Origin of the sequence: Microbacterium sp. ZXX196 (genome assembly GCF_009709595.1) — a bacterium.
Taxonomy (GTDB): Bacteria; Actinomycetota; Actinomycetes; order Actinomycetales; family Microbacteriaceae; genus Microbacterium; species Microbacterium excoecariae.
Genome location: NZ_WMEE01000001.1, coordinates 330,474 through 350,790, shown reverse-complemented (window position 1 = coordinate 350,790; position 20,317 = coordinate 330,474). Strand labels below are relative to the sequence as shown.

22 protein-coding genes and 1 tRNA gene are annotated in these 20,317 nt (G+C 72.7%); 3 read left to right on the top strand and 20 right to left on the bottom strand.

Annotated elements, in window-relative coordinates:
• Positions 1-20 precede the first annotated feature (20 nt).
• The 6 genes from GJQ66_RS01565 to prfB all read right to left on the bottom strand — a co-directional run bounded on the left by GJQ66_RS01565 (position 21) and on the right by prfB (position 6,378).
• Entirely contained in the window at positions 21-1,073 is a 1,053-nt protein-coding gene (locus GJQ66_RS01565; protein ID WP_155047567.1) for a 3-isopropylmalate dehydrogenase, read from the bottom strand.
• A gap of 40 nt (positions 1,074-1,113) precedes the next feature.
• Positions 1,114-2,649: an MFS transporter gene (locus tag GJQ66_RS01560; RefSeq protein WP_155047630.1), complete on the bottom strand. Its 1,536-nt coding sequence runs from the start codon at positions 2,647-2,649 to the stop codon at positions 1,114-1,116.
• A 97-nt stretch (positions 2,650-2,746) separates the two neighbouring features.
• Positions 2,747-4,336 (bottom strand): phosphoglycerate dehydrogenase, encoded by a 1,590-nt coding sequence (serA, locus tag GJQ66_RS01555; RefSeq protein WP_368732538.1) that lies wholly within the window; start codon positions 4,334-4,336, stop codon positions 2,747-2,749.
• 102 nt (positions 4,337-4,438) lie between these two features.
• On the bottom strand, positions 4,439-4,786 hold the full coding sequence (locus GJQ66_RS01550) for a hypothetical protein (protein ID WP_155047566.1): 348 nt from the start codon (positions 4,784-4,786) through the stop codon (positions 4,439-4,441).
• On the bottom strand, positions 4,783-5,259 hold the full coding sequence (locus GJQ66_RS01545; protein WP_368732537.1) for a DNA polymerase III subunit gamma/tau: 477 nt from the start codon (positions 5,257-5,259) through the stop codon (positions 4,783-4,785). The genes GJQ66_RS01550 and GJQ66_RS01545 overlap by 4 nt, the downstream gene beginning before the upstream one ends.
• A gap of 9 nt (positions 5,260-5,268) precedes the next feature.
• Positions 5,269-6,378, bottom strand: coding sequence for a peptide chain release factor 2 (gene prfB, locus GJQ66_RS01540; RefSeq protein WP_155047565.1), 1,110 nt, complete (start codon positions 6,376-6,378; stop codon positions 5,269-5,271).
• Positions 6,379-6,441: 63 nt separating this feature from the next.
• Here prfB and GJQ66_RS01535 point away from each other — a divergent pair, with 63 nt between their 5' ends.
• On the top strand, positions 6,442-7,731 hold the full coding sequence (locus GJQ66_RS01535; protein ID WP_155047564.1) for an MFS transporter: 1,290 nt from the start codon (positions 6,442-6,444) through the stop codon (positions 7,729-7,731).
• Here the strand turns inward: GJQ66_RS01535 and GJQ66_RS01530 are convergent.
• The 7 genes from GJQ66_RS01530 to GJQ66_RS01500 are packed head-to-tail and all read right to left on the bottom strand — an operon-like array spanning position 7,728 to position 12,179.
• Positions 7,728-8,141 (bottom strand): pilus assembly protein TadG-related protein, encoded by a 414-nt coding sequence (locus GJQ66_RS01530; RefSeq protein ID WP_196215769.1) that lies wholly within the window; start codon positions 8,139-8,141, stop codon positions 7,728-7,730. The two genes, GJQ66_RS01535 and GJQ66_RS01530, sit on opposite strands and share 4 nt — an antisense overlap.
• The gene (locus GJQ66_RS01525; protein ID WP_368732536.1) at positions 8,138-8,578 is read right to left on the bottom strand and encodes a TadE family protein; all 441 of its coding nucleotides are present in this window, start codon (positions 8,576-8,578) and stop codon (positions 8,138-8,140) included. The genes GJQ66_RS01530 and GJQ66_RS01525 overlap by 4 nt, the downstream gene beginning before the upstream one ends.
• Positions 8,553-8,930, bottom strand: coding sequence for a TadE/TadG family type IV pilus assembly protein (locus GJQ66_RS01520; RefSeq protein ID WP_155047563.1), 378 nt, complete (start codon positions 8,928-8,930; stop codon positions 8,553-8,555). Before GJQ66_RS01520 ends, GJQ66_RS01525 begins: the two co-directional genes overlap by 26 nt.
• Before the next feature lie 5 nt (positions 8,931-8,935).
• Positions 8,936-9,145 carry a hypothetical protein gene (locus tag GJQ66_RS01515; RefSeq protein ID WP_155047562.1) on the bottom strand — a complete coding sequence of 70 codons (210 nt, stop codon included), beginning with the start codon at positions 9,143-9,145 and terminating at the stop codon, positions 8,936-8,938.
• 30 nt (positions 9,146-9,175) lie between these two features.
• Positions 9,176-10,111: a type II secretion system F family protein gene (locus GJQ66_RS01510; RefSeq protein ID WP_368732535.1), complete on the bottom strand. Its 936-nt coding sequence runs from the start codon at positions 10,109-10,111 to the stop codon at positions 9,176-9,178.
• Positions 10,108-10,968, bottom strand: a complete 861-nt coding sequence (locus tag GJQ66_RS01505) for a type II secretion system F family protein (RefSeq protein ID WP_368732534.1) — start codon at positions 10,966-10,968, stop codon at positions 10,108-10,110. The genes GJQ66_RS01510 and GJQ66_RS01505 overlap by 4 nt, the downstream gene beginning before the upstream one ends.
• A complete protein-coding gene (locus GJQ66_RS01500) occupies positions 10,965-12,179 on the bottom strand; it encodes a CpaF family protein (protein WP_368732533.1) in 1,215 nt (404 codons plus the stop codon). The genes GJQ66_RS01505 and GJQ66_RS01500 overlap by 4 nt, the downstream gene beginning before the upstream one ends.
• Positions 12,180-12,287: 108 nt before the next feature.
• Between GJQ66_RS01500 and GJQ66_RS01495 the strand changes: the two genes are divergently transcribed.
• Positions 12,288-12,369, top strand: a tRNA-Leu gene (locus tag GJQ66_RS01495).
• On the opposite strand, the gene GJQ66_RS01490 is transcribed toward GJQ66_RS01495, so the two are convergent.
• From GJQ66_RS01490 to murI, 4 genes are all read right to left on the bottom strand, one after another.
• Positions 12,351-13,793: a sugar porter family MFS transporter gene (locus tag GJQ66_RS01490; RefSeq protein ID WP_155047561.1), complete on the bottom strand. Its 1,443-nt coding sequence runs from the start codon at positions 13,791-13,793 to the stop codon at positions 12,351-12,353. The genes GJQ66_RS01495 and GJQ66_RS01490 overlap by 19 nt on opposite strands.
• A 64-nt stretch (positions 13,794-13,857) precedes the next feature.
• Positions 13,858-14,451 carry an RdgB/HAM1 family non-canonical purine NTP pyrophosphatase gene (gene rdgB, locus GJQ66_RS01485; protein ID WP_368732532.1) on the bottom strand — a complete coding sequence of 198 codons (594 nt, stop codon included), beginning with the start codon at positions 14,449-14,451 and terminating at the stop codon, positions 13,858-13,860.
• The gene (gene rph, locus GJQ66_RS01480) at positions 14,448-15,182 is read right to left on the bottom strand and encodes a ribonuclease PH (RefSeq protein ID WP_306461790.1); all 735 of its coding nucleotides are present in this window, start codon (positions 15,180-15,182) and stop codon (positions 14,448-14,450) included. Before rph ends, rdgB begins: the two co-directional genes overlap by 4 nt.
• A gap of 37 nt (positions 15,183-15,219) precedes the next feature.
• Positions 15,220-16,047, bottom strand: coding sequence for a glutamate racemase (gene murI / locus GJQ66_RS01475; RefSeq protein WP_368732531.1), 828 nt, complete (start codon positions 16,045-16,047; stop codon positions 15,220-15,222).
• A gap of 50 nt (positions 16,048-16,097) precedes the next feature.
• Here murI and GJQ66_RS01470 point away from each other — a divergent pair, with 50 nt between their 5' ends.
• On the top strand, positions 16,098-17,420 hold the full coding sequence (locus GJQ66_RS01470; RefSeq protein WP_155047559.1) for a nicotinate phosphoribosyltransferase: 1,323 nt from the start codon (positions 16,098-16,100) through the stop codon (positions 17,418-17,420).
• 1 nt (position 17,421) lies between these two features.
• Here GJQ66_RS01470 and GJQ66_RS01465 read toward each other — a convergent pair whose 3' ends face one another.
• The 3 genes from GJQ66_RS01465 to GJQ66_RS01455 are packed head-to-tail and all read right to left on the bottom strand — an operon-like array spanning position 17,422 to position 20,211.
• Positions 17,422-17,688, bottom strand: coding sequence for a DUF3039 domain-containing protein (locus GJQ66_RS01465; RefSeq protein ID WP_155047558.1), 267 nt, complete (start codon positions 17,686-17,688; stop codon positions 17,422-17,424).
• A 49-nt stretch (positions 17,689-17,737) separates the two neighbouring features.
• Positions 17,738-19,273, bottom strand: coding sequence for a hypothetical protein (locus GJQ66_RS01460; RefSeq protein WP_155047557.1), 1,536 nt, complete (start codon positions 19,271-19,273; stop codon positions 17,738-17,740).
• Positions 19,249-20,211, bottom strand: a complete 963-nt coding sequence (locus GJQ66_RS01455) for an ABC transporter ATP-binding protein (RefSeq protein ID WP_368732530.1) — start codon at positions 20,209-20,211, stop codon at positions 19,249-19,251. The genes GJQ66_RS01460 and GJQ66_RS01455 overlap by 25 nt, the downstream gene beginning before the upstream one ends.
• Positions 20,212-20,317: the final 106 nt, after the last annotated feature.

The window sequence follows — 20,317 nt, the reverse complement described above, 5'->3', positions numbered from 1 at the left end:
GGGGCGCGGGAAAGAAAAAATCAGGCGGTGAGGCGCGCCGCGATGGCGTCGCCGATCTCGGCCGTCGTGCGGGCCGCGCCGGTGCGAGCGGCGATGTCCTCCTCGATGGCGCGCGTCACGCGCTGCGCCTCGGCCGCGAGCCCGAGGTGATCGAGCAGGAGGGCGACCGAGCCGATCGCCGCGGTGGGATCGGCCTTCTGGAGGCCCGCGATGTCCGGGGCCGAGCCGTGAACGGGCTCGAACATCGACGGAAACTCGCCGGACGGATTGAGGTTGCCCGAGGCGGCGAGACCGATGCCGCCGGTGATCGCCCCGGCGAGGTCGGTGAGGATGTCTCCGAAGAGGTTGTCGGTGACGATGACGTCGAAGCGGCTAGGGTTCTCGACCAGGTGGATCGTCGCCGCATCGATGTGCATGTAGTCTACGCCGACCTCGGGGTGCGCCCCCGCGACTTCGTCCACGACGCGCCGCCACAGCGCGCCCGCGTTCACGAGCACGTTCGTCTTGTGCACGAGCGTCAGGCGGCCGCGGCGCTTCTCGGCCAGGTCGAACGCGTACTCGACCACGCGCCGCACGCCGTGGTCCGTGTTGACGCTGAGCTCGTTGGCCACCTCGTGGCGGGTCCCCGCGCGCAGCGTGCCGCCGTTTCCGACATACGCGCCCTCGGTGCCCTCGCGCACCACGACGAAGTCGACCTCGCCCGGATCCCGCAGCGGGCCCGGCACCGACGGGAACAGCCGCGTCGGGCGGAGGTTCACGTGGTGGTCGAGCGCGAACCGCAAACCGAGCAGCAGACCGCGCTCGATGTTCGCGCCAGCGAGGCGGGGGTCGTTCGGCACGCCGCCGACGGCGCCGAGCAGAATCGCGTCGTGGACGGCGAGGGAGGCGAGGTCGGCGTCGGTGAGGACATCGCCCGTCGCGAGGAAGCGGTCGGCGCCGAGCGAGAACCGCGTCTTTTCGAACGCCACGTCGGTGCCCGCGGTGACGGAGTCGAGCACCTTCTCGGCCTCGGCGACCACCTCGGGACCGATCCCATCGCCGGGGACGACGGCCAGTTTCACGACGCGCGACATGCTTCTCCTTGCTCTGGTGAGGGCGAGCCGACGGCGTGCATCACCGGGACGCCTGCGACCGGCTCCGTCCCAGCGTAGCCGCCGCGACGCCGCTCGCGATGACGAGCAGGGCGGCCCCGATGAGCGAGGTGACGACGACGCCCCCGTCGAACGCCGAGGTGGCTGCCTGGCGCAGCGCGTCGCCGAGGGCTCCCCCGATCTCCTCCGCGCCGTTCACGGCACCCGCGAGCGTCTCCTGGGCCTCCGCGGAGATGTCGGCGGGGACTCCCGGGGGGATGACGAGCGCGGCCCGGTACCACGCGGTGAGGATCCCGCCGAGAATCGACGTCCCGAGAACCGCCCCGAACTCGTACGCCGTCTCGCTAATGGCGCTCGCCGCGCCCGCCTTCTCGGGCGGGGCGGACGAGATGATCAGCTCGCCGGACACCGTCTGCGCCGCGCCGGTCCCCGCCCCCATCAGGACGAACGCCACGACGAGCGCGGTCAGGTCGTGGGCGCCGGCGACCGCGACGAGCACGAGACCCGCGACCGCCAGCACGAGGGTGGCCGGCACGACGCGCGAGGCCGGGAAACGACGGGCGATGGGCGTCACGATGAACCCGCTCGCGATCGACATCACGGCGCCCGGAATGAGCGCGATCCCCGCCCACATCGGGGTGAGCCCGACGACCAGCTGGAGGTGCTGCGAGACGAAGTAGAGGAACCCGATGTACGCCATGATGCAGCACAGGTTCACGGCGAGGGATCCGGAGAACTTCGGGCGGCGGAAGAGCGACATGTCGAGCATGGGATGCGGGATCCGCCGCTGCCGGCGAATGAAGAGCCACCCGAACACCAGCCCGACGGCGAGCGGCGCGGCGCCGATCCAGCCCGCGACCGCGACCTCCTTGATGCCGTAGGCCAATGGGGCGAGCGCGAGCATGGACAGCAGGATCCCCCACCCGTCGATCGGTCCGGGCCGCGGATCCCTGCTCTCCTTCACGAAAACGGGGGCCAGGATCAGCATGAGCACGAGGATCGGGACGGCGAGTAGGAAGACGCTCTGCCACGGGAAGTGCTCGATGAGCAGCCCGCCGACGATGGGGCCCAGCGCGCCGCCGGCGGCGAACATGCCGGACCAGGCCGCGATCGCGACGCGGCGCTGGTCGCGCTGCCGAAAGGTCGACCGGAGGAGGGACATCGTCGACGGCATCAGCGCCGCGCCGAACACGCCCATGCCCGCGCGGGCGGCGATCAGCCACCCCGCGGTCGGCGCGAACACGGCCGCGCCCGACACCAGCGTGAAGCCGACCGCGCCGATGAGAAGGATGCGTCGTCGCCCGAGGCGATCGCCGAGGCTGCCCGCCGTCACGAGCAGCCCTGCGAGGACGAGCGAGTACGCGTCGATGATCCAGAGCTGCTCGATGCTCGACGGCTCCAGGTCGCGGGCGATCGCCGGGAGCGCGAAGTTCAGGATCGTGTTGTCCATCGACACGAGCAGCACCGGCAGCATGAGCACGACCAACGCGGCCCAGCCGCGCCAGTCCGCGCGGGGCCCGTCCGTCGCGATCTGATCCGTCGGCGTCGGCATCGTCATCATCGTGCTCCTCGGTCTTCTCGTTCGCCGCTCGCCCTGCCAGAAAACGCCCCGCTCGCCGGACGCGAGCGGGGCGTTTCGTGCGAGGCCAGAGTCGTTAGTCTTCGACGATCTCGATCTGGCGGATCACGCGCGCGTCGATCGTGCGCCCGATCTCGGCGACAAGCTCGTCCGGCACGCGCGAGTCGACCGTGACGACCGACAGCGCCTCGGCGTTCGCGCTCCGCGCGACCTGGAGGCCGTCGATGTTGATGCCCTTATCGCCGAACTGCTCGGCGTACACCGCGACGATACCCGGCCGATCCGTGTAGATCATCACGAGGTGGTGGTCCGCGAGCGGCACGTCGAGCTCGTAGCCGTTGATGCCGACGAGCTTCTGCACCATGCGCGTGCCCGCGAGCGTGCCCGCGACGCTCAAGACCGTGCCGTCGGCGAGGGTTCCCGTGAGCGTCGTGAGGTTGCGGAACTCGGGACTGTCGTGCTCCACCATCAGGCGCGACTCGATCCCGCGCTGCTCGGCGAGGACCGGCGCGTTGACGTAGGAGACCTTCTCGCTCACGACGCTCGTGAGGATCCCCTTCAGCGCCGCCAGGCGGTACACGCTCACGTCGTAGTCGGCGAGCTCGCCGCGCACGTCGATCTCGAGGCTCGTGAGCGCGCCGTGGGCGAGCCCGCTGAAGACCTGTCCGAGCTTCTCGACGAGCGCGATGCCCGGGCGCACGAACGGGTCGATAACGCCGCCCGCGACGTTCACGGCGTCGGGCACGAGGTCGCCCTCGAGGGCAAGCTTGACCGAACGCGCGACGGACACGCCCGCCTTCTCCTGCGCCTCCGCGGTGGAGGCGCCGAGGTGCGGCGTCACGACGGCGCGCGCCTGGCTTGTCAGCGAACGGTCGGCGGGCGGCTCGCTCGTGAAGACATCGATGCCCGCGCCGGCGATCTCGCCCGCTTCGAGCGCCGCGGCCAGCGCGTCCTCGTCGATGAGGCCGCCGCGCGCGACGTTCACGACGTAGGCGGTGGGCTTCATCGCCTTCAGCTCGGCGGTGCCGATCATGCCCGTCGTCTCGGGCGTCTTCGGCATGTGGATGGTGAGGAAGTCGATCTGCTGCACGAGCTCCTCGAGCGAAAGGAGCTCGACGCCGAGCTGCTGCGCGCGCGCCGCCGTCACGTAGGGGTCGTAGGCGACCACGCGCATCCCGAAGGCCTGCATGCGCTGGGCGACGAGAGCGCCGATTCGGCCGAGGCCGACCACGCCGAGCGTCTTCTCGTAAAGCTCGGTGCCCGTGAACGAACTGCGCTTCCACTCGCCCGCCGAGAGCGACGCGTGGGCGGCGGGGATCCGTCGGGCCAGGCTGATGATGTGGCCGCAGGTGAGCTCCGCGGCAGATATGATGTTCGACGTCGGCGCGTTGACGACCATGACGCCCGCGGTCGTCGCCGCCTTGATGTCGACGTTGTCGAGGCCCACGCCCGCGCGGGCGATGACCTTCAGCTGCGGCGCGTGCGAGATCGCCTCCGCGTCCATCTTTGTGGCCGAGCGAATGAGCACGGCGTGCGCCTCGGACAGCGCCTCGAAGAGCGCGGAGCGATCGGTTCCGTCGACCGATCGCACGTCGAAATCGGGGCCGAGCGCCTCGATCGTTGCGGGTGAGAGCTGTTCTGCGAGCAGGACGACGGGCTTCGACACGGTGAATCCTTCGGGGGTGACGCTGCGATGGGACGGCACGCGCGCGCGGCACGCGACCGTGGCCCCAGCCTAGCGCCGCGCGGGCGCCCGGCGGGACGGGTGCTACTGGAAGACCACCTGCGTGGTCGTGTACGCCTGGGCGTTCAGCCAGAAGACCGCGACGACGCCCAGGCCGACAACGAGGTAGAGGGCGAGGCGCCACCAGCCGGCGCGGCGGCCGAGCAGGACCGCCACGATGAACAGCACGACCGGCAGGGCGATCGTCATCACCATCGCGATCCACGCGAACGGCGTGAGGGATCCCCCCGCCGCGCTCGCGGTCTGCGCCATCACGACGAGGTAGGACACGCCCGCCCACATCGCGTAGGCGAAAAACAACCCGGCGATGCCGCTGATTGTCGCCACGATCCAGCCGGGCGTGCCGCTCGGGCGCGTTGTCGCCTCGGTCACTGTCCGACCACCCCCACCATCACGAACGGCCACGGCACGAGCACGACCACGCCCGCGACGAGCGCCGCGAACCGGATCCAGGCGGGGCGCGAGCGCGTCGCGACGAGCGCGGCCACGAACCACAGCAGCGGCGCGAGCATCGCGAGGTACATGCTGCCCTGGAAGATCACGTCCGCGACGCCGCCGGTGGCGAGCTCGATCCAGTCGCGCAGGCGCGAGCTGCCAAGGATCCATCCCAGCGTCCAGAGCGCGTAGACGCCGCCGAGCACTCCGTAGGAGACGAGCGCGAGGTTCCCGGTCCCGCCGGCGGCCGGTTCGGCCTCCGCGTCAAGCGGCTCGACCGCGGCTGTCTCGCCCAGCGTGGCGCCAGTCGGGGCCGACCGGGCGGCGCGTTCGCGCGCGGACCCGGTCGGCGTCAGCGTTGGGTCGTCGTCGCCCTCCCAGGTGAAGGCGTCGTCGTCAGAGGTCGCCACGGGCCCGGCTCACTCGTCGTCGGACCGCTTGCGCCAGCGGATTCCGGCGTTGATGAGGCCGTCGAGGTCGCCGTCGAACACGTGGTCCGGCTGCGACATCTCGAAGCCGGTCCGCAGGTCCTTCACGAGCTGCTGCCCGTAGAGGAAGTAGGAGCGAATCTGGTCGCCCCAGCTCGCCGTGATCGTGCCGGCGAGCTCCTTCTTCTTGGCCGCCTCCTGCTCCTTCTGGAGCAGCAGCAGGCGCGTCTGGAGCACCCGCATGGCGGCCGCGCGGTTCTGAATTTGCGACTTCTCGTTCTGCATCGAGATCACGATGCCCGTCGGGAGGTGCGTGATGCGCACGGCCGAGTCGGTCGTGTTGACCGACTGGCCGCCCGGGCCCGAGGAGCGGAAGACGTCGACGCGGATGTCGTTCTCCGGGATGTCGACCTCCTTCGCCTCCTCCATGAGCGGGATGACCTCGACGGCCGCGAAGCTGGTCTGCCGCTTGTCCGCGGATCCGAAGGGGCTGATGCGGGCGAGGCGGTGCGTTCCCGCCTCCACCGACAGCACGCCGTAGGCGTAGGGAGCGTCGACCTCGAAGGTCGCCGACTTGATGCCCGCGCCCTCGGCGTACGAGGTGTCCATGACCTTCACGGGGTAGCCGTGGCGCTCCGCCCAGCGCAGGTACATGCGCATGAGCATCTCGGCGAAATCGGTCGCGTCGTCGCCGCCCGCGCCCGAGCGGATCGTGACGACCGCGGAGCGCTCGTCGTACTCGCCGTCGAGGAGCGTCTGCACCTCGAGATCCGCGATGTCCTTCTCGAGAGAGGCGAGCTCGGCGCGCGCTTCGGCTGCGGCGTCCTCGTCCTCCATCTCGTTCGCGAGCTCGACCATGACCTCGAGATCGTCGAGCCGCTGTCCGACGCCCGAGACCTTGCGGATGGCGGCCTTGCGGTGGCTCAGCGCGCTCGTGACCTTCTGCGCGTTCTCCTGATCGCTCCAGAGGTCGGGGTCGGCGGCCTGCTCCTCGAGCCGCGCGACCTCGGCGCGCAGGGTCTCGACGTCGACCACCTCGGAGATGGTGTCGTAGGTGGTGCGCAGGGCCTGGATGTCGGCGGACAGATCAAGTTCAAGCATGACCAGCGAAGCTTATCGCGCCGCCGCTGTGACCGCGCCTCGGCGCGCTAGCGTGAGCTCTCGATGGGTGACGATGAGGGGCCGGGAGCCCGCGAGGCGATCCGCCGCTACTGGCCGATGATCTACGCGCCGACCGCGCTGTATTCGATGGGGGTGGGATCCCTCGTCCCCGTCCTCCCGACGATCGCGGGAGACCTCGGAGCCACGCTCGCGACCGCAGCCCTCGTCGCCGCGGCGCTCGTGGTGGGTCAGCTCGTCGGCAACATTCCCGCCGGCGCTCTCGTCGCGCACGTGGGCGAGCGGCGCGCCATGATCGCGGCCGCGCTCGTCGAGCTCGGCGGCATCGCCACGATGCTCCTCGCCCCGGGCGTGCCCGTGCTGGCGGCCGGGGCGCTTGTGGTGGGCGGCTGCGCCTCGGTGTTCGCGCTCGCGCGGCACGCCTTCATGACGGCGCGCGTGCCGTTCGCGTCGCGCGCGCGGGCGCTCGCCCTCGTCGGCGGATCCTTTCGCCTGGGAACCTTCACGGGGCCCCTCATCGCCGCCGCGCTCATCTGGGCGACGGGATCCGAGCGCTCGACGCTCTGGTTCTTCGCCGCGTGCACCGTCGGGGTCGCGTTCCTCGTCGCCCTCGGCCCCGATCCGGAGGAGAAGGCGCGGGCCGCAGAGCGCCGCGCCGCGCGCGACGCCGATGCGGAGGACACGGGCGAGCCCGTAACCGGCTCGATCCCCGCCGACGAGCGCACGGGGCTGTTTCGCACGATCTGGCGTCACCGCCGCGTGCTGTCGCGCCTCGGGCTCGCGGCCGCCTCCCTCGCCGCGGTGCGCGCGGGCCGGCAGGCCGTCCTCCCGCTGTGGGGCCTCTCGATCGGGCTCGACTCCGCGAACACCGCGCTCATCGTCGGCGTCGCGGGCGCCGTGGAGTTCTCCCTGTTCTACGCGAGCGGCCAGGTCATGGACCGGTTCGGACGCATCTGGGCGACGGTTCCGTCCCAGGTCTTGATGGGATCCGCCTTCTTCAGCCTGGCATTCACGCACGAGCTCGGCACCTCCGCGATGTGGTTCGGCGTGTTCGCGGTCGTCGTCGGCGTCGGCAACGGGCTGTCCTCCGGCGCGCTCTTGACGCTCGGAGCCGACGTCGCCCCGCGCGAGAACACGGCGGGCTTCCTCGGCGCGCGGCGGACCCTCACCGACGGTGGCGCCGCCCTCACGCCGCTGATCGTCTCGGCGCTCACGGCGGCCGCGTCGCTGCCGGTCGCAACCGGCGCCGTGGGGCTCATCGGCCTCGCCGGAGCGGTGGGATTCTGGCGCTGGGTACCGCGCCACGGCTCGCGCCCGCCGGGTGCGTTGCGCTAGCCCGCCAGCGCCGTGCGCCCCGTGCCCGTGGCCGACAGCCAGACGCCGTCCGGCACGAGCGCCGCGACGAGGAACGGCTCCCAGCGCGCGGCCACGACGACGCGGGCGGTCCCGCCCGCGGTCACCTCGAGCGCCTCGATGCGGGCGTCGTCCGGGGACAGCGCGACGATGTCGGCGGCCTGCGACCGGGCGCGCTCCGCGTCGAGGCGGATCCCCACCCCGCCGCCCGCCGGTACGACGACGAACCCCTCCGTCGCCGCGAGGGCGGCCGCGTCGGCCGACGCGTCGAGGCGCTTCTGCGCGAGGTAGAGCGACGTGGCGTTCGCGCACACGAGGATGAGCGCCAGCGCGAGCGCGACGTAGCCGGCCACGAGCGGGAGCACGCTGCCGTCGTCGTCGCGGGCCCTCACGGCGCGGCCGCCCGCTCGACGCGGAACGCGGCCCGCGCCTCGATCGGAATCGCCGCGGCGTCCTGGAGCCCCCACACGTCCGGCACGAGCGGGAGCGCGACGTGCGTGGAGACAGTAACGACGACGATGGCGCCCGCCTCGGGGCACGCGGCGCGCGCGTTCTCGCACCGGACGCTCATGTCCACCGCCCGCGGATCCAACCCGTATGCGGCTGCCGCGTCGACGCGGACCGCCTCGGGCGCCGCGGCCGCCCCGCTCGCGACCGACCGGGCGACGAGGCGCGCCGTCGTCTCGGCGCCGAGGGCGGCGTTCTGCAGGGCCGACAGCGCGACGACGAGGTAGACGAGCGGCACGAGGAGGACGAGCCCCGCTACGAGAAACTCCAGGGACGCGCTCCCCCGCTCCGCGTCGTCATCCGAACACCTCCGCGGGAGCACGGGCGGTCACCTCCGTCCCGCGCGCGGGCCCGAGGAAGCCCACGACCGGCAGCGTCGCGCCGATGCGCACGGTGATCACGGCGACGCCGCTCGATGTGCCGCGTTCGAACGCGACGGAGTCGATGGCGTCGTGGCCTACGGCCCGCTCCACGAGCGCCCGCGCCCTGGCCTCCGCCTCGGCGGGGGTCGCGTCGGCGAGGGCGGCGTGGAAGGCGGCCTCCACCGCCGCGTCCTGCACGACGTTGCGGACGTACGCGGCGAGGCCGAGCTGCACCACGCCCAGCGTGAGCGTGGTGAGGAGGACGCTCACGAGGAGGAACTCGACCGTCGCGGATCCGCGCTCGTCCCGCATGCGTCTCACATGCCCGTGACGCGGGAGATGGCCTGCTCGAAGACGCCCGTGAGCGCCGGGCCAGCCAGGGCCCAGATCACGACGACGAGCCCCGCCGTCATGAGGGTGATGAGCACCCATCCGGGGACGTCTCCGCGCTCGTCGCCGCGCAGGGCGCCCCACGCGGTGCGGGCTCGCCGGGCCAGGTGCGCGGTGGTGTGGCGGATCGTGGTCATGATCGGAGTTCCTTTCGTGGGACGTCGGGCTCAAAACCCGACCTGCAGCATGGCGATCCCCGGAAAGATCGCGAATAGGACGGACAACGGGAGCAGGCCAAACACCAACGGAATCATCATGAGAATTTCCTTCCGGCCCGCCGATTCGATCAGCGCCCGCGCCGCGGCCTCGCGGGCGTCGGCGGCCTGGGCCTGGAGGACCTGGGCGAGCGGGGATCCGCGCTCGATGGCGGCCGCGATGTGCTCGACCGCCCGGGTGAGCGCGGGGGCGGCCACGCGTCGCGACATGCGGGTGAGCGCGTCCTGCAGTGCGGCGCCCGTTTCGACTTCGATGGACACGGCGCGAAGTTCCGCGGTGAGCTCGCCCGTCCCGACCTCCGCCACGCGGCGCACGCTGCCGTAGACCCCCTCGCCCGCCGAGAGACACAGGGCGAGAAACTCCAGCACGGTCGGAATCTCCTCCTCGATTCGCGTCACGCGCGCCCTGGCGCGCGCCGTGAGGATGGCGTCTGCGGCGTACGCCCCCGCGATGGCACCGACGAGCGGCATCACCGCGAGGGGCGCATTGCCGCGTCCGGCGACCGCGAGGAGCGCCGCGGCTCCCGCGGCCACCCCCGCGCCGAGGGCCGCCCAGGCCAGTTGCCGACCGCGGAAGGCGGGCACGTGGGAGGCGAGACCCGCCTGCGTCAGCCTGCGCGCAACGCTCTCGGATCCCCCGAGCGCGCGGTCCAGCGCTGAGGCGGCGGCGCGCCATGCTCCCGCCGCGGCCGCCGGGCCGGGCGCCTGGCGCAGGAGTTGGTCCGAAGTGCGCCCCGTGCGGTCGGTGACATCGCGCACGTACGGGGCGATCCGCCGAGTCACCGGGGCCGTGCGCCAGGACGGCAGGCCCGCCGCCATCACCCACAGGCCCGCGCCGAGGGCGCCGCCGAGCAGGAGCGCCAGCGCCACGTCGGTCGGATGGATCACGCGAACCACCGCCTCGGCTCCGGCAGACGGCCGATCCGGAGCATCGCGCGATACGCGACGATGGACACGACGACGCCGCCCAGGATGAGCGCGACGCCGGTGGGCGTCGCGAACGCCTCCGCCCCCTCGGGCCGCAGCGACAGCATGCCCAGGACCACCCAGGGCGCGACGACGCCGAGGACGGCGGCGCCCTTCGTCCACGATTGGCGGGACTCCACCTCGCCGCGCACCGCGACGTCCGCCCGCACCGACGCCGACAGCGCGCGGAGGACCGGCACGAGCTCCGTGCCGCCGACCTCGCGCGCCATTTTGAGCGTCTCGATCATCCGATCCGCCAGCGGATCGGCGAGCGCCTCCTTGAGGCGGTCCGCGGACGGCGCGAAGCGGCCGGAGGCGCGCATGTCCCGCTCGAATCGCGCGAACGGCGCGCGCAGCGGCGCCGGAGCGGATGCGCCGAGCGCCGATACCGCCTCGGGCAGGGTCAGGCCCGCGCGCACGGCGCTCACGAGGAGGTCGCACACGTCGGGCCACAGCGCCCGCCGCCGGCGAGCCAGCCGGCCCGCCCGGGCGCGCAGCCACGCCACGGGCGCCGCCGCCCCCGCCATCGCCGCAAGGCCCGCGAGCACCGGAGATCCCGTCAGGAGCCACGCGGTCGCGCCCGCCACGGCGGCCGTGCCGGCGCACGCGCCGACGAGCAGCCGGGGTGCGGCCCCGGGGTACCCGGATGCCGCGAGCAGCCGTCCGATCGCCCGCGGCGCGGGCACACGCCGCCCGGATCCGGCCTGCGCCGGCCACAGCCACGGTGAGGCCACGAGGACGAGTCCGACGCCGAGGAGGGCGCCCCAGGCGACGCTCACGCCGCGCGCTCCCCGCGCCGGCCCGCGCGCGTTCCGGCGCGGGCCGGTTCTCCCGCGGCGAGATCGGGGTGCGACGCACGATAGACCTGCCGAACGAGGGGGACCCCGTCCTCGACGGTCCCCGTCGTGGCGACGACCTCCTCCACCCACCGCGAGCCGTCGGCGCCCCGCGCGCAGTGCACGACGAGGTCGACGCCCGACGCGACGGCGGGAACGATGAAGCCGCGATCGATGTTGCGGCCCGCGAGGAGCGGGAGCGCCGCGAGCTTCGCGAGGGCGTCGGCGGCCGAGTTGGCGTGGATCGTCGCGGCCCCGGGAATGCCCGTGTTGAGCGCGAGCACGAGGTCGAGCGCCTCCGCGTCGCGCACCTCGCCGATCACGAGGCGATCGGGCCGCATGCGCAGCGCCTCCTTGACGAGGCGGCGCAGCGTGATCTCCCCCGTGCCCTCGAGGCTCGGCTGCCGCCCCTGGAGCGCGACGATATCCGGCGCGTCGATCGCGAGCTCGAAGGTCTCCTCGACGGTGACGAGGCGCTGCTGCGCTCCCGCCGCCGACGCGAGCGCGCCGAGGAGCGTCGTCTTGCCCGCGTGCGTGGCCCCCGAGACGAGCACGGACCTGCCCGCCCGCATGGCGTCCGCGAGCTCGCGCGCGACGGCCTCGGGCATCGAGCCGAGCTCCACCAGCCGATCGAGGCTCGCGGCGCCGGGGAGGAACTTGCGAATGTTGACCGCCCACGCGCCCCGCGCGATGCCGGCGAGGACGACGTGCAGGCGGGAGCCGTCGGGAAGCGACGCGTCGACGAACGGCTCGCTGATGTCGATGCGCCGCCCCGCCTGGTGGAGCATGCGCTCGACGACGTCGCGGACCTGATCTCTCGTCAGCACGAGCGAGGTGCGGCTCGCGACGCCCGCGCGCGCCACATAGACGGCGTCGGGCCGGTTGATCCAGATCTCCTCGATCTCGTCGTCGTCGAGCAGCGGCTGCAGGGGTCCGTACCCCGAGACGGCGGCGACGATCTCGCGCACCGCGGCCTCGCCGTCCTCGACCGCGCGACCGCCCGCGGCGAGGGCGCGATCGTTGTGGCGGCGCACCTCGGCCGCCGCGATTCGCGCGACGTCGGCAGGCAGCGCCTCCGCGCGCCCCAGCGCCGCGCGGTCCTCGCGCACGCGCTGCCGGACGCGGTCGGTGATCTCCTGCTGCGGTGTCGTCACGCCGCCAGCGTGACAGAGACGGCGGATGCGCCTCGAAAGTTATCCACACCTCACCGCAACGCGCCGTTGCCGGGGTGCCCCGAGAAGCCCCTCTAAACTAGAGGGCACGCGGGAGTGGTGAAATCGGTAGACACGCGGGATTTAGGTTCCCGTGCCTCACGGCGTGCGGGTTCAAGTCCCGCCTTCCGCACGGTTCCGACGCCGCGACACCGGCGCCTCGTCGGACATCTCCTCGAGCTCCTTGCCCTTCGTCTCGGCCACGCGCCACCAGACGAAGAAGAACGACAGCACGGCGAAGAACGTGTAGAACCCGTACGCGAAGGTCAGGCTGATCTCGCTGAACACGGGGAACGTCGTCGAGATGAAGAAGTTCGCGACCCACTGCGCGGCCGCCGCGACCGCGAGCGCCGAGGCGCGGATCCGGTTGGGGAACATCTCCCCCAGCAGGACCCACACCACGGGCCCCCAGGTCGCGCCGAAGCCGACGACGAACAGGTTGGCCGCGACGAGCGCGATGAACGCCCAGGGCTGGCCGAGCGAGACCTCGCCGCCGGAGGTCGTCGCGAACGAGAACGCGAGCGCCATCGTGCCGAGCGAGACGGCCATGAGTACGGACCCCGCGAGGAGCATAGCGCGCCGACCCACCTTGTCGACGAGGACGATCGCGACGATCGTCGTCACGATGTTCGTCACCGAGCTGATCACGCTCGTGAGCATGGCGCTCGACTCGTCGAAGCCCACCGACCGCCACAGCGTCGTCGAGTAGTAGAAGATCACGTTGATGCCGACGAACTGCTGGAACATGCTCAGCAGGATCCCCACCCACACGATCGGCTTAAGGCCGAACGTGCTGCCGACGAGGTCGCGCAGGCTCTCGCGCCGGTCGCTCGCGATGGAGCTGCGGATCTGATCGATGCGTCCGACGACGTCGACCTCGCCGGTGTAGGTCTCGAGGACCTCCGCCGCCTGCTCCTCGCGCTCGCGCAGGACCAGGTAGCGGGGCGATTCCGGCAGCCGGAGGGCCAGCACGCCGTACACGATCGCCGGGATGGACTCCGCCATGAACATCCACCGCCACGCGGGCAGGCCGAACCACAGGATCTCGGCGGCGCCGCCGCTCACCGCCGCGAGGACCGCGTTCGACAGCAGCGCCACGAAGATGCCGAGGACGATCGCGAGCTGCTGCAGCGATCCGAGCCGGCCGCGGATCCGCGCGGGCGCGACCTCCGCGATGTACGCCGGCGCGATGACCGAGGCCGCACCGACCCCGATGCCGCCGACGACGCGCCAGGCGATGAGGTCCACGACGCCGAAGGCGAGGCCGGATCCGATCGCCGAGATCAAGAACAGCACCGCCGAGACGAGCATGACGGGGATCCGGCCGAACCGGTTCGCGAGGGATCCCGCGAACCAGGCGCCGATGACCGAGCCCAGGAGCGCGGAGGAGACGGCGAAGCCCTTGAGCGCGGCGCCGAGGTCGAACGCGCCAGCGAGCGCGTCGACCGCCCCGTTGATCACCGAGGTGTCGAAACCGAACAGGAAGCCGCCGAGGGCTGCCGCCAGGGCGATCCCGAAGACGGGCCCGGTTCTCGGGCGAGGCACAGACTCGGCCATGATGTTCTCCTTCTCGTAGGGGCGGAGCGACCCTAACCCCGTGTCGACCGATATGGCACGACGCCTACAGCGCCGCGAGGATCGGAGCGAGCGCCTCCAGGGCCCGCGCGCGATGGGACACGCCGTTCTTCTCGGCGGCGCTGAGCTCCGCCGCCGTGCGGTCAGAACCTTCCGGCACGAACACGGGGTCGTATCCGAATCCCCCGTCGCCGCGCGGCGCGGTCGCGAGGTGCCCGGGCCAGATGCCCTCGACCGTGGTCTCCTCGCCCGTCGGACGGACCACGGCGATCACGGAGGTGTAGTGCGCGGCCCGATCGGCGGGATCCGTGAGGTCGGAGAGCTGGTCCAGCAGGAGAGCGAGGTTCGCGCCGTCGTTTTTCGCGTGCCCCGCCCAGTACGCCGAGAACACGCCGGGCGAGCCCCCGAGCACGTCGACGCAGACGCCCGAGTCGTCCGCGAGCGCCACGAGCCCGGTGTGCGCCGCCGCGGCGCGCGCCTTGATCAGCGCGTTCTGCGCGAAGGTCGTGCCGTCCTCGACCGGCTCGGGCCCGTCGTAGCCGACGACCTCGATGTCGGGGCGGACCCGCGCGACGATGCCCTGCAGCTCGGCGACCTTGTGCGCGTTGTGCGTCGCGAGCACGACGCGCGGTCCGCTCACGCCTGCCCCGCCAGGGCCTCGCGCTGGCGCACGGTGAGGTCGGCGCAGCCCTTCGCCCCGAGCTCGAGCAGACGGTCGAGCTCGGCCTTATCGAACGGCGCGCCCTCGGCGGTCCCCTGGACCTCCACGAACGACCCGGACCCGGTCATCACGATGTTCATGTCGGTCTCGGCGCGCGAGTCCTCCTCGTACGGCAGGTCGAGCATGGGCGCGCCCCCGATGATGCCGACGGAGATGGCCGCGACGCTGTCCGTCAGGGGCGTCGCCTTCTTGCCGATGAAGCCCCGCTCGCGGCCCCACTCGATCGCGTCGGACAGCGCCACGTACGCGCCCGTGATGGACGCGGTGCGGGTGCCGCCATCGGCCTGCAGTACGTCGCAGTCGACGACGAGGGTGTTCTCCCCCAGCGCCTTCGTGTCCACGACCGCGCGCAGCGCGCGGCCGATGAGCCGCGAGATCTCGTGCGTGCGGCCGCCGATCTTGCCCTTGACGCTCTCGCGCTGCGAGCGCTCGTTCGTGGCGCGCGGGAGCATCGCGTACTCGGCCGTGACCCAGCCGCGCCCCTGCCCCGCGAGCCAGCGCGGCACGCCGTTCGTAAAGCTCGCCGTGCACAGCACGCGCGTGCCGCCGAAGCTAATGAGGGCGGATCCCTCGGCCTGCGTGCTCCACCCGCGCTCAATCGTGACGGGCCGCAGCTCGTCGTTCTGCCGGCCGTCGTGGCGCATGGTCATCTCGTGTCCCTTTCGGTCGTGGGGTGAGCGGATCCGCTCACGCGCGCAGTTCGCGCAGGTCGATCTGGCCCGTGCGCAGGAGCCGCACGTCGCGCACCTCCGCGCCCAGGAGCCGGTTGGCGAGGGCGACGAACCCGCGGGAGTCCGCGCCCGTCGCCTCGTAGGTGTGCCGCGGCGAGGCGTCCACCGCCGCGAGGAGGTCGCGGCTCACGAGCTCGCGGAACACGTCCTTCGCGGTCTCGCTGTCGCTCGAGACGAGCGACACCCCGGGCCCCATGATGTAGCTGATCGCGCCCTTCAGGAAAGGGTAATGCGTGCAGCCGAGCACGACGGTGTCGACGCCCGCATCGACCAGCGGGGCGAGGTACTCCCCCGCGACGGCGAGCAGCTCGGGCGAATCGGTGATGCCGGCCTCAACGAAGTCCACGAACCGGGGGCAGGCCGCCGCGTGCACGTCGGTGCCGGGCGCGATCGCCAGCATGTCCTGGTAGGCGCCCGACGCGATCGTTCCCTCCGTGCCGATCACGCCGATGCGCCCGGAGCGGCTGGTCGCGATCGCCGTACGCACCGCGGGCCGGATCACCTCGACCACCGGCACGTCGTAGCGTTCGCGAGCGTCGTGCAGCAGCGCCGCGGACGCCGTGTTGCACGCAATCACGAGCATCTTGACGCCCTGATCCACGAGCGTGTCGAGCACCTCGAGGCCGTACTCGCGCACCTCGGCGATGGGGCGCGGCCCGTACGGCGAGTGCAGGGTGTCCCCCACATACAGAATCGACTCGCGCGGGAGCTGATCCCGCACCGCGCGTGCGACGGTGAGTCCGCCGACGCCCGAATCGAAGATACCGATCGGCGAGTTGTCCACCACCCCAGCCTACGCGGCCCGGCCCGCGCGCCGCGGATAGAGTGGCGTGCATGAGTGCCTCGACGGCCCTGCTGACGGACCGATACGAACTGACCATGCTCGACGCGGCCCTGCGCGACGGCAGCGCCGCCCGGCGCTGCGTCTTCGAGCTGTTCGCCCGGCGCCTGTCGGGGGGTCGGCGCTTCGGGGTCGTCGCGGGCACCGGACGCTTCCTGCAGCAGCTGCGGGAGTTCCGCTTTGGCGACGAGGAGCTGCGCTTTCTCCAGGACGAGCGCGTCGTCGCGGACGCCACGATCGCCTTCCTCGCGGACTATCGCTTCCGCGGATCCATCACGGGCTACCGCGAGGGCGAGTTGTTCTTCCCGGGGTCCCCGATCCTCACGGTCGAGGGCACCTTCGCCGACGCCGTGATCCTGGAGACGCTCGCGCTCAGCGTCCTCAACCACGACTCGGCGGTCGCGACGGCCGCCGCGCGGATGAGCATCGCCGCCGGCGACCGCCCGCTCGCCGAGATGGGGTCGCGCCGGGCGCACGAGCGCTCGGCGGTCGCCGCCGCGCGCGCAGCGTACATCGCCGGGTTCACCTCCACGAGCAACCTCGAGGCCGGACGGACCTGGGGCGTGCCCACAATGGGCACGGCCGCGCATGCGTGGACGCTGCTGCACGATTCGGAGGAGGACGCCTTCCGCGCGCAGGTCGCCTCCCTCGGCGCGGACACCACGCTCCTCGTCGACACCTACGACGTGGCGCGCGGCGTCGAGCGCGCCGTGAGCGTGGCGGGCCCGGCCCTGGGCGGGGTCCGGATCGACTCCGGCGACCTGCCGCTGGTCGCGGCCGACGTGCGGGCCCAGCTCGACGCCCTCGGCGCGCGCACGACGACGATCACCGTGACCAGCGACCTCGACGAGTACGCGATCGCGGCGCTCGCCGCGAGCCCCGTCGACGCGTACGGCGTGGGAACCTCGGTGGCGACGGGATCCGGCTACCCGACCGCGGGCCTCGTCTACAAGCTCGTCGCGCGCGAGGACGCCGCGGGCGGATGGGTGCCGGTCGCCAAGACCGCGGAGGGCAAGGGATCCCACGGGGGACGCAAGCACGCCTCCCGGCGGCTCCCGGACGGCGTCGCCACGCACGAGGTCGTGCGCGTCGCGGCGTCGTTCGAGACCGCGGCCGACGCGCTCCCCGACGCCGATTCTCGGGCCCTCGAGGTCCCGCTCGTGACCGCGGGCGACATCGACACTGCGCACGAGGGCGCCTCGGGCGTCGCGGCCGCGCGTGCCCACCACCGACGCGCGCGGGCCGAGCTGCCGATCCGCGCGCAGGCCCTGAGCAAGTCGGATCCGGCGATCCCGACCGTCTATCGGGACGCGTGAGTCACGACGTCAACGACGCGTAGATCTCCTTGCAGGTGGGGCACACCGGGAATTTCTCGGGGTCGCGGCCCGGCGTCCACTTCTTGCCGCAGAGCGCGCGCACGGGCTTGCCCGTGATGGCCGACTCCACGATCTTGTCCTTCTGGACGTAGTGCGAGAAGCGCTCGTGGTCGCCCGGCTCCTGCGTCTCCTCGCGAATCAGCTCCTCGAGCTCACGGTCGAGGAGGGCGGTTCCGCCCTGGTCGGGGCTGTCGAGTGGCGTGCTCATGGATATGAGTGTAGATGCCGGGCACCTGCGCGGGGCCGGAGCACGAGGTTCACGCGGCATGGAGCGCGAGCTCCATGAGACGGCGACCGCGGCGCGTGAAGCACAGGGAGCCGATCGCAATCCCCCCGGCGGCCACCGCGAGCCCCGTCACGACGCCGAGGACGAGCGCGCGGGGCGCGGATCCGCCGAAGCCGAACACGACCCGGCCGGCCTCGACGAGCGTCGGGGCGGAGACGAGAACGGTCACCGCGAGCGCGCCCGCCGGTGCGAGCACGGCGCGCGCGCCCTGACGTTGCGGCTGACGGAACGGGCTGTCGCCGGGGCGCGCGACGGGATACGGCCACGCCGCCGACGTCACGCTGGAGACACCGACCGCGGAGAGGAAGAGGGCCAGCGCGACCCCGACGAGCGCGCCGACATTGCGCCACTGGCCCGCGAGCGTCGCCGTGAGAGCGATCGTCGCGGCGAGCACGGGCAGCGCCAGGAGCGCAACCGGGACGAGGCGACCGACCCGGTCGGCCACCCCGCGCACGCCGGCGACGATGTGCATCCACAACGCCTCGGAGTCGTAGGCGAGATCGTTGTGCGCGATCCAGCCGAGGAAGCAGGCGACGATGGGGAGCGGCACGAGCGCGGCGGTCTCGGGCGGCATTCCCGCGACCATGAGCGGGATCACGGGCAGGGCGCCCGCGAGCGGCACGATGGCGAGGTTCGCGAGGTACCGCACGTCGGTTGCCCAATACAGGATCGAGCGCGCGCCGATCGCGCCCGTCGCGGTCGCCGGCAGCATGGCAAACCACCCGAGCCGACGATCGCGCCGCGACGGCGGGGTGTCGGCGCGGACGAACGCGCGGTGCACGACCAGGCCCCACACGGCGCCGCCGGCCGCCAGGGTGAGGACTGCGACGACGAGGGCGGCGACGGATCCGCCGGCGACCGCGGCCGCGGCCCCGATCGGAGTAAGCGCCACGAAGCCGGCGAAGGCCTCGAGCACCGAGGGCACCCCGGCGGCGTCGCGCAGCGCGATCGACGAGGCGACGAGGGGCACGCCGACGGCGATCGCGGCCAGGGCCACGAGCACGCGGACTTCCCGTGAGCGACCCGCCGCCCGCACCCGGTCGGCCGCGGCGAACCCGACGCGCGCGGCCACCACGCAGGTCGCCACGTGCAGGGCCGTTGCCCCGATCGCGAGGCCCGGCGGCGCGTCCCGCGCGATCGCGGCCGCGATGTCGAGCCCGAGCGCGGCCGCGACCGGCACGCTGACGAACCCCGCGAGCGCGGTCGACGCCGCGGTCGCGCCGGGCGACAGCGGAAGGTGCGCGAAGGCGCGCGCGTCAAGGGGATCCCTGCGGTCGGTCACGAACGGCCCGGCGAAGAACGCCAGCACCACCGCGGCGCCGGCGCCCACGGCGGCGACCCGCGCCAGGTCCGCGGGCGCCCCGCGCGCGCCGATGACGGCCGCGGCGACGATCGCCGCGTAAGCGACCGCGCCCGCCGCCGCGACGGCGATCCGCCTGCCCCGCGCCGGCCCGCGGAGAGGAGCGAGGATCGCGTGGGCCCTCAGGAAGACGACGTGTGCAACCACTCGAGCGCGCCCCCCTCGGCTCCCGCACCGCTCAGGTCCACGAAGCGCTGCTCGAGGGTCATCTCGCCCCGCACCTCGTCGACCGTCCCCTCCGCGAGCACCTGTCCGGTGACGAGCACCGCGACGCGCGAGCAGACGGTCTCGATGAGGCTCATGCTGTGCCCGGACAGGATGACAGTGCCGCCCCCGTCGACATAGGCGCGCAGGACGCCCATGAGTCGCGCGGCGGAGACGGGATCGACCGACTCGAAGGGCTCGTCGAGTACGAGCAGGCGGGGCGCGTGGATCATCGCGCACGCGAGGAGGATCTTCTTCGTCATCCCCGTGGAGTAGTCGGACACGGCCCGTCCCATCGCGGACCCCAGGTCGAACGACGCCGCCAGGTCATCCGCTCGCGCGCGCACCGTCGCGGCGTCCAGGCCGCGCAGGGCTCCTGTGTAGTGGAGCAGCTGTCGGCCCGTCAGCCGATCGAAGGTGCGCATGCGGTCCGGGAGCACGCCCATGACGCGCTTGGCCTCACGGGAGCGCCCCACCGCATCGACACCGAAGACCGACACCGCGCCCTTGTCCGGGCGGATCAGGCCGGCGATCATCGACAGCGTCGTCGTCTTGCCCGCGCCGTTGGGGCCGACGAGGCCGTAAAAGGAGCCGGACGGGACGGTGAGATCGATGCCGGCCACAGCCGGCTCGCCGCCGTAGGTCTTCACCAATCCGCGCAGCTCCAGCGCCGCGTCGGCGCGAGGGGCGTCCGGCGGGACGGGAGCGTCATTCGTGACGAGGGCGCTCTCCCCGTCGGGGGCCGTCGGCGCGGCGAGGCGCGCGCCCTCCTCCGCGGCCGCGAGCCGGCGCGCCGCGTCGCGCGCCGACTCTCCGGGACGCGGCGGCGCCGTCCGGTCGCCGCTCCCGCCGTTGTGCTTCTCCCCCGACGTGACCACCACGCCCCTAAACCTAACAAGGGGCGAGGGCGATCCTGCGGGCCCGCCCGCGTGCCGCGCGATCCGCGGCGGATCCTGATGATCCGCCCGAAGCTACGGAAGTTTTCGG